The organism is Kitasatospora sp. NPDC127035 (assembly GCF_042726075.1).
In the GTDB taxonomy this organism is placed as follows: domain Bacteria; phylum Actinomycetota; class Actinomycetes; order Streptomycetales; family Streptomycetaceae; genus Kitasatospora.
The window spans coordinates 22,846-37,600 of sequence record NZ_JBHXDN010000026.1 but is presented as its reverse complement, the minus strand read 5'-3'; the positions used below and the strand labels follow the sequence as shown (position 1 = coordinate 37,600).

General features: G+C 76.6%; 11 protein-coding genes. 4 read left to right on the top strand and 7 right to left on the bottom strand.

Annotation, left to right across the window (positions count from 1 at the left end):
- Positions 1-142: 142 nt before the first annotated feature.
- Positions 143-904, bottom strand: coding sequence for a lysoplasmalogenase (locus ACFWIC_RS19420; RefSeq protein WP_380353288.1), 762 nt, complete (start codon positions 902-904; stop codon positions 143-145).
- A gap of 222 nt (positions 905-1,126) precedes the next feature.
- Between ACFWIC_RS19420 and ACFWIC_RS19415 the strand changes: the two genes are divergently transcribed.
- Positions 1,127-3,070 carry a DUF2398 family protein gene (locus tag ACFWIC_RS19415; protein ID WP_380519549.1) on the top strand — a complete coding sequence of 648 codons (1,944 nt, stop codon included), beginning with the start codon at positions 1,127-1,129 and terminating at the stop codon, positions 3,068-3,070.
- An 82-nt stretch (positions 3,071-3,152) separates the two neighbouring features.
- On the opposite strand, the gene ACFWIC_RS19410 is transcribed toward ACFWIC_RS19415, so the two are convergent.
- From ACFWIC_RS19410 to ACFWIC_RS19395, 4 genes are all read right to left on the bottom strand, one after another.
- Complete coding sequence (locus ACFWIC_RS19410) at positions 3,153-3,332, bottom strand: hypothetical protein (protein WP_329880451.1); 180 nt, start codon at positions 3,330-3,332, stop codon at positions 3,153-3,155.
- Positions 3,333-3,480: 148 nt separating this feature from the next.
- Positions 3,481-5,124, bottom strand: a complete 1,644-nt coding sequence (locus tag ACFWIC_RS19405) for a BCCT family transporter (RefSeq protein ID WP_329948881.1) — start codon at positions 5,122-5,124, stop codon at positions 3,481-3,483.
- A gap of 194 nt (positions 5,125-5,318) precedes the next feature.
- A complete protein-coding gene (locus ACFWIC_RS19400) occupies positions 5,319-5,693 on the bottom strand; it encodes a MerR family transcriptional regulator (protein WP_329948880.1) in 375 nt (124 codons plus the stop codon).
- A gap of 150 nt (positions 5,694-5,843) precedes the next feature.
- Positions 5,844-6,641, bottom strand: coding sequence for an alpha/beta fold hydrolase (locus ACFWIC_RS19395; RefSeq protein ID WP_380519548.1), 798 nt, complete (start codon positions 6,639-6,641; stop codon positions 5,844-5,846).
- Between the two features lie 597 nt (positions 6,642-7,238).
- Here ACFWIC_RS19395 and ACFWIC_RS19390 point away from each other — a divergent pair.
- Positions 7,239-8,612 (top strand): sulfite oxidase, encoded by a 1,374-nt coding sequence (locus tag ACFWIC_RS19390; protein WP_380353275.1) that lies wholly within the window; start codon positions 7,239-7,241, stop codon positions 8,610-8,612.
- 37 nt (positions 8,613-8,649) lie between these two features.
- Here the strand turns inward: ACFWIC_RS19390 and ACFWIC_RS19385 are convergent, their stop codons facing one another.
- A complete protein-coding gene (locus ACFWIC_RS19385; protein ID WP_329948877.1) occupies positions 8,650-9,300 on the bottom strand; it encodes a TetR/AcrR family transcriptional regulator in 651 nt (216 codons plus the stop codon).
- A gap of 138 nt (positions 9,301-9,438) precedes the next feature.
- Positions 9,439-10,347: an acyl-CoA thioesterase domain-containing protein gene (locus ACFWIC_RS19380; protein WP_329948876.1), complete on the bottom strand. Its 909-nt coding sequence runs from the start codon at positions 10,345-10,347 to the stop codon at positions 9,439-9,441.
- A gap of 159 nt (positions 10,348-10,506) precedes the next feature.
- Between ACFWIC_RS19380 and ACFWIC_RS19375 the strand changes: the two genes are divergently transcribed.
- Both ACFWIC_RS19375 and ACFWIC_RS19370 read left to right on the top strand, forming a co-directional pair.
- On the top strand, positions 10,507-11,991 hold the full coding sequence (locus tag ACFWIC_RS19375) for an SWIM zinc finger family protein (protein WP_380353272.1): 1,485 nt from the start codon (positions 10,507-10,509) through the stop codon (positions 11,989-11,991).
- Positions 11,988-14,753: a DUF6493 family protein gene (locus ACFWIC_RS19370; protein ID WP_380519547.1), complete on the top strand. Its 2,766-nt coding sequence runs from the start codon at positions 11,988-11,990 to the stop codon at positions 14,751-14,753. Before ACFWIC_RS19375 ends, ACFWIC_RS19370 begins: the two co-directional genes overlap by 4 nt.
- The last annotated feature ends 2 nt before the right edge of the window (positions 14,754-14,755 follow it).

Below are 14,755 nucleotides of genomic sequence, written 5' to 3'. Positions count from 1 at the left end.
CGCGGGGGGGGGCGCGCCGGCCCCCGCGCGCCCGCCCCCCCCCCGGGCGGGGGGGGGGGGGGGGGGCCCCCCCGGCCCCCCCCCCCGCCCCCCCCCCCCCCACCTCCGTGTCCGCCAGGGCGTCAGGCCGGCGGGGAGGGGGTCAGACCGTCTGCGGTCGACCGGCGTGTCCGGCGTCCTCCGCGCTGTCCGCGTCCTCCGGCCCCCGGGCGTCCTCCGCCTCGGCGGCGGCCCTGAGCGCACCACTGGCCAGCAGGTACTGCGCCAGGACGTACGTCGCCATGATCCAGAACTGGTGGCCCGGCAGCTCCCGCCACTTGGCCAGCTTGGTGGCGATCAGCGTGTCGGAGAGCAGGAACAGCGCCCCGCCCAGCCCGGTCCGCAGGCCCAGCCCGGCCGAGGTGACGGCCGTCGAGGCGAGCAGCAGGCTGTACCCGGCCACCGGCACCCGCAGGTCCCCGAGGTCCGGCCAGAGCCGGCTCACCATCGTCGCCCAGGCCGCCGCGTACGCCGCCGCCACCAGCAGCGCCCGTCGCCGCTCGGTGAGCGCCCCCTGCCCGACGAACATCGTGACGTAGCAGACGTGCGCCGCGGCGAACGAACCCATGCCGGCCAGGAACGCGGTGTCGTTGCCGAGCTGGAGCAGGACGTCCCCGCCCGCGCTCAGCAGCAGCGCAGGCGTCAGCAGCCTGGGCGCCTCGCGGCCGGCCGCGGCGGCGGCGACCGCGCTGTGGGCGGCCAGCAGCGGCATCAGCGCCGGCTTGGTGGCGTGCCGGAGCACCTGAGTGTCGGCCAGGATCGCCCCCAGGTGGGCCGCCGAGGTCGTGGCGTAGCCGGTGAGCAGCCCGGTGGCCGAACGCAGGCGGCCGCCGAGAACGGCGCGGGTGGTCGTACGGATGCTCATGCGGCGGTGTCCTCCGGGGGATGGGGAGCGGGTGGCCCGTGCTGGGCACCCCGGGCGACCGGAGCGGGGTCCGGGAAGGACAGGTTACCGACGCGTAGGTTCCGGCCGGGCGGCGGTGGGGCGACGATCGCCGGGCGACGCGCGGTGGGGCGCGGTTCGGTGCCCACGGGACCCGGCAGCTGCCAGCGGGGGCCGCGCCCACCGTCTAGTCTGGTCCACGACATGGAGCAGCAGGAGGACGTGACCGGCGCCGCGCGGGCGGCCGGTGGCGCGTCGGACGGGCGTACGGGCGGAGCGGGGCGGAGCACCCTCGACGCCGTCGTCGCCGTACGCGAAGCCGTGTCCGCGGCCGTGCCCGGGTCCGCGCGCGTTGCCGTACGTGCGCCGGGGACTGACGACCCGCAGGAGGTGGACGTGGAGGTGGACGTGGCCGAGGTTGCCGGCCCCGCACCGACTCCGGTTCCGCCCTCCGCACCGACTCCCGCACCGACTACTCCCGCACCGTCTTCCGTGCCGACTCCGGGGCTCTCGCCGGATCCGGGACTGCTCCGGCTCGCCGAGTGGTTCGCGCAGGCCGACGCCGGTACCGCCGACGACCTCTGGGCGGCCTCCTTCGGGCTCTACCCGGCCCGGCACTTCGGCGCGCCGGCCGAGCCGGGCCCCGTCGGACCGGGCCCCGTCGGACCGGGCCCCGTCGGACCGGGCCCCGTCGGACCGGGTCTGCCCGGGTCCGCCCCCGCCGAACCGGCGTCCGACGTCAGCTGGTGGCACGGCCCCACCGCCCACACCCCCGTGCAGCAGCGCACCCGCGAGGCCCGCCCGGTCCGCGGCCTGCGCCGGGCCCGCCGGGACGCCGGCGCGCTGCCCGTCGTCCTCTCGGGCGCCGAGCCGGGCAGGCCGGGCAAGCACCGCAAGCCCGAACGCTCCCGGACCGCCACCGTCGGTGCTCAGGACCGTTCCGCCGCCGCCACCGCGGCCGAGCGGCGGATCGCGGCCCGGCTGCTGCTCGCCCACCCCCTGGTCACGGCCTCCGGGCCGCACGCCGACGGCTTCCCGCTGATCCGCCGTCATCGTGACTGGCTCACCGAGCGCTTCGACACCCTGCTCGGCTACCGTCTGCTCGTCGGCCCCTGGCACGCCCGCCTGCACAAGGCCGGCCTCGGCCCCGGAGCCGCCCGCCGGCTCGAACACCCGGCCACCGGTGCCCCGTTCACCCCCGGCGGGTACGCCCGCCTGGCGCTCGCGCTGGCCCTGCTGGTCGACGCGCCCGAGCAACTGCCGCTCGGCCGGCTGCGGGCCGCGATGCGCACGGTCGGCCCGGAGGCCGCGCCCGCGCCGGACGCCGCCCGCGCCGACCTCTGCATGGCGCTCGCCGTCCTGGCCGACTGGCAGGTGCTGCTCGACGTCCCCGTCGATCCGGCGGATCCGGCCGGTGACGAGACCGTCCTGACGGTCGACCGGGAGCTCGCGCGGGCCGTTCCGGCCGCCCCGCCCGCGCGCGCCGCCGACGCGGCCGACCTGATCCGCCACGCCGCCGAGGCCGAGCCCGGCACCGCCGTACGCCGCCGGCTCGCCGAGACCCCGGTCGTCCTGATCGCGGACCTGTCGGAGGAGCGGCGGGACTGGCTGCGTGACCACCGGATCTCGGGCCCCGCCGCCCTCGCCGACTTCCTCGGCCTGGAGGCGGAGCACCGCGCCGAGGGCGTCGCCCTGCTCGACCCCGCCGAGGAGCTCACCGACCTCGCCCTGCCCGGCGCCGGAACCCTGGCCCAGGCCGCGCTGCTGCTGGTCGAACGCCTGGTGGAGGAGGTGCGGCCGCTCCCCGGTGAGTCCACGGACGCCGACGTGCCCGTCCCCGACGCGCTGATAGACGGCGTCCTCGGCGACATCGCCGACGAGTACGGGCTTCCGGCGGGGTGGCGCCGTGACTACCTGGCCGACCGGACGGCGCTGCGCCGTGACTCCCTCGACCTGCTCCACCGGATGGGACTGATCGTCCGCGCACCCCGCGGTACCCGCCCCCCGGGCTGGCTCCTGCGCGCGCCCGCCGCCCGCTACGCCCCCGCCCACCTCCTGCCGGAGCCCGGCACCGGCCGGCACTCGCGCCGGGACCCGGAGATCACCATCCCGGCCCCGGCCGCCCCGAAGGCGGAACAGCACGCCTGAGGCTCAGGGCAGGGTCACGGCGTACTTCTTGGTGGTGGCCGTACCGCCGACCGTGCCGTCGCGGCGTGTGGCTCCGATCACATCATCTCCGGGTGGTGGCCGTGGCCACGGTGCCGGGCTGGACGGTCTCCACGGTGGCGCCCACACCGAGGGTGCCGAGGGTGACGGAGGCGAGGACGGCGGCGCAGGCCAGGAGTCGGCGGTGGCGCTTGGGCAGGGGGAAGCGCGGGTCCTGGAGGGTCGCCGGAGGGTTGGCGTTCATGACAGGGAGGTTTCCAGGGCGGCGTTAACGGTCGCTACGTGCGGGTGAAGTCCGGATGGGGGGCGGGCGTCGGGTTGGGCGGAATGCGCAACATCCCAGGTCACGCCCCACCCGCCCGACCTCCTCGGGCGGGTCCGGCGTCACCGGTTCACTCGGGCGGGGGGCGCCGGTCGCGCCGTCCGGCGTCGGCGAGGGCGTCGCCGACGGCGACCCGTACGGCGTCCCGCAGGCCGTGGGCCGGGTGGAAGCGGGAGGGACCGGCGGCGGGGTCGGTGCGCAGCTCCTTCACCAGCGCGACGCAGAGCAGCAGCATCACCACGACGAACGGCAGGGCGACCAGGATGGTGGCGTTCTGCAGCGCGGTCAGCCCGCCGGCGAGCAGGAGGGCGGCGGCGACCCCGCCCATCAGGACGCCCCAGACCACCACCAGCCACGTGCGGGGGTGCAGCGAGCCGCGGCTGGAGAGCGAGCCGAGGACGAGGGAGGCGGAGTCGGCGCTGGTGATGAAGAAGAGCATCACCAGCAGCACCGCGATCACGCTGGTCACCGAGCCGAGCGGCAGCGACCGCAGCATCTCGAACAGGGACGCCTCCGCGCCCTGCGGGATGGTCTCGACGAGGTCGGCGGCGCCGGTGCTGTCCAGTCGGATGGCGGTGCCGCCCATCACGCAGAACCAGATCACGGTGGCCCCGCTGGGCACCAGCAGCACGCCGATCAGGAACTGGCGGATGGTGCGGCCCCGGGAGATGCGGGCGATGAAGGTGCCGACGAACGGCGCCCAGGAGAGCCACCACGCCCAGTAGAAGATGGTCCAGGAGCCGAGCCAGCTCTCGTCGGTGAAGGCGCCGGTCTGGGTGGACATGGCGACCAGGTCGGACAGGTAGCCGCCGACGGTGGACGGGATCGCGTCCAGGACGAAGACGGACGGGCCGATCACGAAGACGAAGAGCATGATCAGCGAGGCCAGCACGACGTTGGCGGTGGAGAGCCACTTGACGCCCTTGTGCACGCCCGAGAAGGCGGAGACGACGAAGGCGGCGCTCAGCGAGCCGATGATGATCAGCTGGGTGCGCTCGGTGTTCTCGACGGAGGAGACGTAGCCGAGGCCGTCGGCCACCTGGAGGGCGCCGAGGCCGAGGCTGGTGGCCGAGCCGAAGACGGTGGCGAACACGGCGAGCATGTCGATGGCCCGGCCGGTCCAGCCGTCCGCGCCGCGTTGCCCGATCAGCGGGACGAAGGCGGAGGAGATCCGGTTGCCCCGGCCCTTGCGGAAGGTGGTGTAGGCGAGTGCGAGGCCGCCGACCGCGTAGATCGCCCACGGGTGCAGGGTCCAGTGGAAGAGCGAGAACTCCAGTGCCTGCTGGGCGGCGGCCGCGGACTGCGGTTCCAGGCCGGAACCCGGCTGCGGGGTGGCGAACAGCTGGAGCGGCTCGCCGACGCCGTAGAACATCAGGCCGATGCCCATGCCGGCGCTGAACATCATGGCGACCCAGGAGAGCGTGGAGAACTCGGGTTCGTCGTCGTCACGGCCGAGACGGATCCGCCCGAAGCGGCTGAGGGCGAGCAGGACGGTGAGGACGAGGAAGACGTCGGCGGCGACGACGAAGAGCCAGCCGAAGTTGTGCAGGACCCAGCCGAGGGCGCTGCTGGAGGTCCGGCCGAGGGAGTCCTCGGCGAAGATGCCCCAGGCGACCACCGCCAGGACGAGGACGGCGCTGATCCCGAACACCGCCCGGTCGACGGGGAGGGTGGCGGCGGGTTCGTCCGGCGGCTCGGGCGGCTGACTCGTCATGGGGGTACCTCTTCCGGCGTTCGCCCTGGGCGGTGACATGATCGTCAAAGGGATACATGTCGCACTATGTCCAGTTCCGGCCGGGAGGCGGGGGAGGGCACGCCGGGGAGGGCGGGGTGAGGCGGCGTCGGACGGGTGGACCGGCGGGTGTCCGGTGCGGCGGCCCGGCGGGTGTCCGGTGCGGCGGCGGGCCGTCAGGCGGCGGCGTACGCGCGGGCCGGGGGCAGGGCGGCGTCCAGGTAACCGGCGAGGGCGCCCCGGCTGCGGGTCAGCTCGCCGATGCGGGCGTCGAGCTCGGCCAGCTCGCCGCGGAGGGTGCCGAGCAGGTGGGGGCAGGCCTCCAGGGCGGGGATCGGTCCGTGGGCGCACGGGAGGATGCTCGCGATCACCCGGGTGGACAGGCCCGCCGCCAGCAGGCTGCGGACCTGTCGCACCCGGATCGCGTCCCCCTCGGCGTACTCGCGGTAGCCGGCGGCCGAACGCGCCGGCGAGAGCAGGCCCTGCTCCTCGTAGTACCGCAGCAGGCGGGTGGACACCCCGGTCAGACGGGCGAGCTCTCCGATGCGCATGTCCGGGCGAACGCCGGGCTCCGCGGGGGTGTTCCCCCGGAGCGTCCGGCCGTTCACGGATTCGGCAGGTGGGCGGGGGCCGGGGCGTCGGGGGTGACGCCGGCCGGCCACCCGGCCACCGGCCGGCGGTAGGGCTGCTCGACCGTACGGTCATCCGGCGGCCGGGTGGCCGGTGAGGAAGCCGAGCACCAGCTGCCGCAGCTCGGGCAGCTGTTCCACCATCGGCAGATGGCCGGCCGTCAGCTCGGCCAGGCGGGCGCCGGGGATGCCCTCGGCCAGGGCGCGGTGCTGCTCCGGCGCCACCAGGGTGTCCTCGGTGGTGGAGATCACCAGCGTGGGCACGGCGATGCCGGCCAGTTCGGCGCGGACGTCGGCGCGGGCGGCCAGCTCGAACTGCCGGCGGAAGCCCGCCGAAACCGGAGTGGCGGCGAGGGCGGCCCGCAGGTCGGCGAGCCGGTCGGCGGGCAGGGCCTCGACCCAGGTACGGCCGAACACCACGGTCAGGGCCTGGTCGGCCAGCAGGGCCGGCTGCCCGGCGAGGGCGACGGCCTGGTCGGCCAGCAGCCGGAACCGCTGGGATCCGCCGGCCACCCCCGCGAGCAGCAGCAGGGAGCGGACCCGCCCGGGGTGGCGGGTCGCGGCCCGTACGGCGACGGCGGCGCCGAGCGAGTAGCCGGCCAGGTCGAACCCGGTCAGGCCCTCCTCGTCGGCGACCGCCACCAGACGGTCCGCCAGTTCGTCGAGCGAGGGCTCGCCCGGCTCGTCGGGGCTGTCGCCGGAGCCCGGGTAGTCGGGGGCGACGACGGTGCGGTGGGCGGCGAGGTCGTCGAGCAGCGGACCCCAGTTGTCGCGGGCGCTGCCGCCCGCGCCGTGGGCGAGCAGCAGGCCGGGGCCGGAGCCCCGGACGATCCGGGCGAGCGGGGCGGGGGCGGGCTTCGGCGCGGTCATGGCGGTGCTCCTGTGCGGGAGGGCGGGACGGCCGGTCGGCCGCCCCGCCCCGCACGGTAGGAGTTGACATCGGTGTGAAGGTCAAGCCGCGGTCCCGTCCGCCGGGGCCGGTTCGCCCGGATCGCCTGACGCGGCGTCGGGGTCGGCCCTATGATCCGCATCGTGACCGGGACGCCCCGTGCAGTGAGGACCACCGGACGGTTCGCCGTCCGCGCCGTCACTCGTGCCGCCGCCCATGCCGCCACCCGTGCCGCCTGCGCCGTGCGCGGGGCCGCCGGTGGACCGGTCGGCGCACCCGGGTGCGCCGCTCCTTCCTGTCGCCGTCACTGTCGCTGTCACAGCTGCTGTCGAAGCTGCTTGCACTGTCGCTGTCGCTGTCGCTGAGCCCGTCCGGCCGCCCGGGGTGAACCCGGGCTCCTCGGGGTCACCCCCGGCCGCCCGACGGCCGCCGCGGCGCCGTGCCGACCACGGCCCCGGCCGCCCCTCGCGCTGACCGCAGCCCCCCGCGCCCGCAGGTCCGCGTTCCGACGGCGGACCGGCGCGCCGCCCGCAGGTCCATGGTCCGACCGTCACCACGATCCGAACGGAAGTGTGCCCATGCCCGCCGAAACCCCCTCGGAAGCCGCGTACGACCGGCTCCGCCGCCGCCAGTGGCTGGCCGGCGAGGCCCGCGCGGACGGCGTCGACCGCCGCACCCTGCTGCGGATGCTCGCCGCAGCGGGGGTGCTCGCCGCCCCGGCCGCCGGCGGGCTGCTCGCCCCGGCGGACGCGCTCGCGGCTCCGCCGTCCGCGGGCGGCGCCGAGCCCGTCGCGCCGTCGTCCGCCGGCCTCGCCGCCGCCGCTCCCACCGCCGGCCCGGTGCCCGGGATCCTCAAGCCGCTGCCCGCCGAGTGGTTCGTCCCGCGCGGCACCAACGCCGAGATGCGGTTCGACGCGCTGCGCGGGAGCGCGGACGGCGGCCCGGTCGGCCGTCACGTCCCGGTGGAGCGGTTCTTCGTCCGCAACCACACCAGCACGCCGCTGATCGACGCCGGCAGCTGGCGGCTGCGGCTCTTCGGCAGCGGCCTGCGCGGCGCACCCACCGCCGACCGGCCGGTCGAGTTCTCCCTCGACGACCTGCACGACCTCCCCGCGCACTCGATCAGCGCCCTGGTCGAGTGCGCCGGCAACGGCCGCAGCTTCTACACCGGCCAGCAGCACCAGACGGTGACCGGCACCCAGTGGACGCTCGGCGGCATCGGCTCGGCCCGCTGGCGCGGGGTCCGGCTGGCGGACGTGCTCCGCCGGGCCGGGATCAGCCGTCGTGCGGTGGACGTGCTGCCCAGCGGCCTCGACGCGGAGTTCGTGTCCGGCGGCGTCAGCCTCGGCCGGGTCCGCCGCCCGCTGCCGGTGGCGAAGGCGCTGGACGACGTACTGCTCGCCTACGAGATGAACGGCGAGCCGCTGACCCCCGACCACGGCGCGCCCGTCCGCCTGGTGGTGCCGGGCTGGATCGGGATCGCGTCGATCAAGTGGGTCGGCACGGTCGAGGTGGCCGACCACCCGCTCTACTCGCCCTGGAACACCGACTTCTACCGCCTCTTCGGCCCCGACCACCCGGCCGGCGGCAGCGCCCCGCTCACCACCCAGGTCGTCAAGAGCGCCTTCGAGCTGGCCCGCGGGGCGGTGCTGGCCGCCGGTCGCCGGCACCGGCTGTACGGCCGGTCCTGGTCGGGTGCGGCGGCGGTCCGTACGGTCGAGGTGTCCACCGACGGCGGCCTGCGGTGGCACCGGGCCGAACTGCTCGACGAGCCCCGCGCCGACAACTGGACGCGCTGGAGCATCGACTGGCGTCCGGAGCGGCCCGGCCCGTACGAGCTGCGGGCCCGGGCGACCGACCGCCGCGGCAACACCCAGCCCGAGGTGGCGGTGTTCAACCGCGAGGGCTACCTCTTCGACGCGGTGGTGGTCCACCCGGTGACGGCGGCCTGACTCCGCCCGGGGTCCGCCGCAGCCGCCCCCACCGGGCTCAGGCGCTGGACGGGACCTCGTACGGGGCCGGGTAGGGCGTCTCGTACGGGGCCAGCACCAGCCGCACCACGTCCTCCAGCCGCCGCCGGGCGTCGCCGAGCGTGGTGCGGCCGGTCACCCAGGCCGTCAGCTCGCCCTGCCAGGCGTGGCCGACGATGTGCCGCACCAGGTCGCTCGTGGCGGCCGGGACCTCGGCCATCACCGCCTGGAGCGCGGCACTGTCGGCCCGGGCCATGCCCTGCAGGGCCTCGCTGGCGAAGGGGTCGGTGGAGGCGGCGACGGCCACCCGGAGCCGGGCCAGTTCGGGCTGGCGCTGGTAGGCCCGCATCCCGCCGCGGACGAACCGCACCACCCGGTCGGTGGCGCCCAGGCCGGCGCGCGGTCCGCGGAGCTCCGCCACCAGGTCGGCCAGCAGCAGGCGGTGCCACTCGGCGATGGCGGCCGCCAGCAGGTGGTCCTTGGAGGAGAAGTAGCGGTACGCCGTCCCCAGGGCGACTCCGGACCGCTCGCAGACCTGCTTCATCTGCAGCCGCTCGACGCCGATCTCGTTCACCAGGGCGAGCGCTGCCGCGATCAGACTCTCGCGGCGTTCGAGTTGACGCGGAGACATCGCCTCCACCGGCCGTGGTGACAGGTCAACCTTGGTCACCCGCACCATGATACGGGCCGTGGCCGCTCAGGAATATGACGCCGACAGGCCGCCCGCCGTTCTCCCCCCGGTCACCGGGGCCGGCCCGCGGGCCGGCCCCGCCCCGGTGACCGCCCCGCCGTCGGCTCCGGGCCGTGGTCAGCGCGGTGCGGCCAGGCGTTCGCGGATCAGCGCCTCCTGCACGGCGGACGCGACCAGCCGTCCCTCCCGGTCGTAGAACTCGCCCAGGGACAGCCCCCGGCCGTCCGAGGAGGACGGGCTCCGCTGGGCGAACAGCAGCCACTCGTCGGCCCGGAACGGCCGGTGGAACCACATCGCGTGGTCCAGCGAGGCCATCAGCAGCCGGGGCGGCTCGGTGCGCTGGAAGAAGTTGGGCTGGAGGTGCAGCCCGGCCGTCGAGGCCAGCGTGAGGTCCGAGAGGTAGGTGAGCGCGCAGACGTGCAGCAGCGGGTCGTCGGCGGGCAGCGGGGAACCGGCGCGCAGCCAGACGAACTGCTGCGGCATGCCCGGGACGGCGGGCGGCACGCCCGGGGCGTCCGGCGGGACGAACCGCAGCTCCAGGGCGCCGAAGCCGCTGCGGGCGAGCGCCGCGCGGGCCTCCTCGTCCCAGGAGGAGAAGACGTCCGGCAACTCCTCGGGGCCCGGCATGGACGGGATCTCCCGGTGCCGGTCGGTGGCCCGCTCGGGGCGTTTGAAGGACGCGGAGAGGGTGAAGACCGCCTCGCCCTTCTGCATCGCCGTCACCCGGCGGGTGGCGTACGAGGAGCCCTGGCGCACCTGGTCGACCCGGTAGTCGATCGGGTGGGCCGGGTCCCCGGCCACCAGGAAGTAGCCGTGCAGCGAGTGCACTGCGCGGTCGGTCCCGACCGTCCGCCCGGCCGCCACCAGCGCCTGTGCGGCGACCTGGCCGCCGAACGCGCGCATCGGCGCTCCGGCGTGGCAGTGGCCGCGGAACGTGTTCTCGTCGAGCCGCTCGATCAGCAGCAGCTCGGCGAACGGGCCGACGGTGTCGGTCGCCCGTCTCTCCTGTTCGGTCAGCTCGGTCACGGGCCCATAGTGACAGAAGCCGCCCGCCGACCGTTGTGACCTGGGTAACCCTTTCGGGGGAACCTCGTGGGTAGAACCTGTTCCAGTCGGGACCGCTCGGGACGGGTGGAGGAGGGCGCCGGAGCCCGACTGTCAGTGCCCTGACCTAACGTGTTCGGCATGTCGCAATCCGCACACGCGTACGCCTATCTGCGCCCGTCCGCCGTCCTCGACGGCGCGGCCGGCCGGCGCCTCGCCCTGGAGACCTCCGGCGGCGCCACCCCGCTCGGGGCGGCCACCCACCCCCGCTTCTTCGCGGGCTTCCTGGCCGAGCCCGCACCGGCCGCCGCCGCGCTGCTCGCGGTCGCCGACGTCGCCGCCGCCCGCTACTACCAGCCGCAGCTGCGCGCCTCGCTCGACCCGGTGGTCACCGCCAACGGCGACCGGCTCCGGTTCGAGTCCTTCTCCGGCTGCTGCGGCGTCTACGCCCGCCTCGACGTGCTCGCCGCCGGCCTGGACGGCGACGAGATCGGTCACGGCACCACCAACGTCGACGTCAACAACCCGCTGCGCGAGGCACTCTCCCGGATCGGTCGGGCCGAGCCGCTGCACCTCGCCGTCGGACCGGACGCCCTGGAGGTCACCACCTTCGACGGGCCGGTCGTCGAGAAGAAGGTCCCGCTGCCGGAGCGCTGGCTGCGCGGCTTCGCCGAGACGCAGGTCACCGCGGCCGGGTTCGACCTGCGGGCCGAGCTACCCGCGGCCGAGGCGGTCCGCTTCCTGCGGTCGCTGCCGCGCGGCGGCGGCCGGGCCGGTGCCCGGACCGCCCTCTGGGTGGTCGCGGCCGGCCGGACGCTGCGCCCGACCACCCGGCCGGTGCCCGGTGCCGTCTGCCTGCCCGGCCCCGAGCGGCTGGCCGCGCTCCAGCGGGTGCTGCGGCACGCGCTGGCGCTGCGGGTGTACGGCCCGGTCGCGGGTGACGGCCCGGCGGCCTCCGCCTGGGAGGTGGTGCTGCCCGGGATGCGCCTGACGCTCACCCTCTCACCCGACGCCTCCCGGGGCTTCTCCGGCGAGGGCGGGGTGCTCGGCGCGCTGGCCACCGACACGGCCGAGCCGGACGCCGACCTGGTCGCGGCGCTGCTCGCCTGGGAGCCGCGGATCGAGGTCGCCGACCTGGCCGAGCAGTCCGGGCTCACCCCGGCCCGGGTGCGGGCGGCGCTCACCCGGCTCGGCACCGGCGGGCAGATCGGCTACGACGCCGCCGAGGCCGCCTACTTCCACCGCCAGCTGCCGTACGACGCGGGGCGGGCCGAGGACCGGAACCCGCGGCTGCGGGCCGCGCGCGCCCTGGTGGCGGCGGGGGCGGTCCGCCAGGAGAGCGGCGCGCTCGCCACCGTGACGGTGGACGACCACGTCCAGCGGGTGCGGACGGACGCGGCGGGCGTGCTCGGCTGCACCTGCCTCTGGTGGGCCAAGTACCGCGGCGGGCGCGGGCCGTGCAAGCACGTCCTGGCGGTCGGGATGGTCCGGGAGGCGGCCCTCCGGGGCGGCGCGCCGGAGAACGGCGCGGTGGAGGGCGGAGCCGCGGGGAGCGGGGCCGTGGAGAGCGGGACGGCCCTCGGCGGGGCCGGTCACGACGGGATCCTTCGGGAGGGGACGCGATGAGCGGGACGGACACGATGAGCGCGGCGCGGGCGACGGACGGGACGGGCGCCGCAGGCGTCACGGGCGGCGCGTCGGCCGCGGTCGACGCGCTGCTGACGGCGGTCCGCGAGGGGCGGGTCCCGCAGGTGCCGGGGCTGGTCGCCGCGCTCGGCCCGGCCGAGCGGCGGTCCTGCGTCCCGGTGCTCAAGGAGATGCGCAAGGAGGCCCGCAGCGACTGGTCCAAGGCGGCCAACCAGCGGATGGGCGCGCTGCTGGTCGCCGGAGCCGGCTGCCACGTCGGTGCGGCGGGCGCCGCCACCTGGATCGGCGGACGCGACTTCACCGGCCGGTCCTGGGCCCGCCACCCGGCGCTCGGCGCGGTGGTCGAGGCCCAGCCGGAGGAGTGGCAGATCGAGGTGGTCGGCCGGCTCGCCGCCAAGCGCGGATCCGGCTGGAGCTGGGACCTCTTCCCGCTGATCGAGCGGGTTGTCCGGCGGACGGGCTGCCGGGTGCCGGCCTCCGACGACTTCGTCGCCGAGTGGGTGCGCTCGGCCGCGGGCGCCGAGACCGGCCCGCGGGGCACCAACGACACGCTGCTGGAGCGGCTGCGGGCGGACACCTTCACACCGGTGCTGCTGCCGCGGGTGTTCGAGCTCGACGACGTCGCCTGGCCGTTCGACTCCCGGTACAGCACCCGGCCGGGGGACTCCTGGCCGGAGGCGGTCGCGGGGCTGGCGGGCGGCCCGCACTTCGACCGCGCCGAGCTGGTCGACCTCTGCGTGGCCCGGCTGGTCCGCGGTGGCCGGCCGGCCGACCAGAAGGCCTTCCTCGCCGTCCTGGTCGCCCTCGCGCCCACGACGGAGGAGTACGCCTCCCGGGTCCGGGACCTGGTCGCGGTGCTGGACGGACTCTCGACGGTGGCCGGCCACGCCCAGCAGGTGCTCACCGGGCTGGACGAGGCCGGACTGGTCGGACCGGAGGTGCTCGTCGAGGCCTCGTCGGTGGTGCTGTTCCGCAGCGAGAAGAAGCTGGTCCGCGCCCAGCTGGCCTGGCTGGAGCAGGCCGCCCGGCGCTCGCCCGAACGCTCCGGCCCGGTGGTGCTGGCCGCCGCCGAGGCCTTCGGCCACCCCGACACGGTGATCCAGGAGCGCGCGCTCAACGTGGTGGCCCGCCGGCTCAAGGCGGCCGGCGAGGCCGTCCTGCCCGAGCTGCGGCTCGCCGCCGAGGCCCTCAACCCCGCCCACCACGCCCGCGCCGGTGAGCTGTTCGGCGCGCCGGTGGGCAGCGGCGAGGACGACGACACCGCGTGGAGCGAACTGCTCCCGCCGGTCCCGGTGCCCGCCCCGCTCGGGGACCCGCTCGCCACCCCGGCCGAGGTGGCCGAGGAGCTGGCCGTGCTGCTGGCCTCGGGCCGGCCGGACGTCGCCGTCTTCGAACGGGTGCTGGACGGCCTGGTCCGGCACGCCCACCTGGACCGGGCGGCGCTGACTGCGGCGCTGGAGCCGGTGCTACGGGTGAACCCGTGGCGCGAGGGCAGCCGGTGGAGCGACTGCGGTCCCGGCGAGGTGCTGTACGTCGCGGCGGCCGTGGCCGGTCTGGTCGACCCCCACCGGCGCGGCTCCGTCTTCAAGGACAAGGGCCGCCACCCGCTGCGCGGCCCGCACAACACGGTGTACGGCGAGGCGCTCGCCGCCCGGCTCGCCGAGGCGGCCGAGCGGGTCACCACCGACCTTCCGCCGCTGCTGCTCGCCACCCCGACCGATGCGACCGGTGCGGTCGCGGCCGAGGTGCTGGTGGAGCGCCTGGCCGTCCACGAGGCGGCCGGCGTCCCGGTCGGGAGGGCCGACCTGAGCGCCGCCCTGCTGCGGGTGGCCCCGACGACCGACGCGGTCGTCCGGGCGGCTGCCGACCGGCTGACCTCGCCCGCCGGCCGCTGGGCGGCCCGGTGGCTGCGTGAGGGCGGCCTGCCGGCGCAGCCCTCGGCGCGGGTGGTCTTCGCGCCCGGCCCGGAGGCCCGGACCGGGCAACGCTACTGGGACCGCTGGTGGGAGACGGTGAAGCGGGTGGCGGTCACCCAGACCGGCAGCGGGGGCGGACCCGTCGGCCCGGCCGGCGAGCGCCTGGAGGCGGAGTTCTGGGCGCTGCTGGACGGCACCGAGCCCACCGTCGACCGGGCCCGCAAGCAGAACGAGTGGCAGTGGGAGCCCAGCCCGCACTGGGCCGCGATGCTCCCGCACCATCGCGAGGAGCAGGCGGCCCGCTGGCTCGACTGGTTCGCCGACTCCGCGGACCGCGAGCGGCGCGGTGCGGGGCGGATGCTCGTGGTGCTCGCCGAGGGCGGCGGTCCGGCCGGGCTCTCGCTGCACCTCGCCGTGGCCTACGGCCTCGGGGCCCGGTTCCCCGACGACCGGACGGCGGCGGTGGACGCGCTGCTGGTCCTCGCCGCCCGGGGCGACCTGGACGGCGCGCTGCTCGGTCGCGAGCTGGGCGAGCTGGTCACCCTCGGCACGGTGAAGCCCAACCGGCTCGCCCATTCCCTGGTCACCGTCGCGGACACCGGCGCCTACGGCACCGTCTGGTCGGTGCTGGCCACCGTCCTGCCCGCGCTCCTCGGCGGTGAGGGGGTGCGCGGCGCGGCCGACGTGCTGGCGGTGGCGGCGGACGCCGCGCGCCGCTGCGGTGCCCGCGGCGAGGTGCCGGGGCTGGCGGAGGTGGCGGGCCGGCCGGGGTCGAGCCGACTGGTGAAGCACGCCCGGGCCCTGCGGGAGGTGCTGGCCGGCTGACG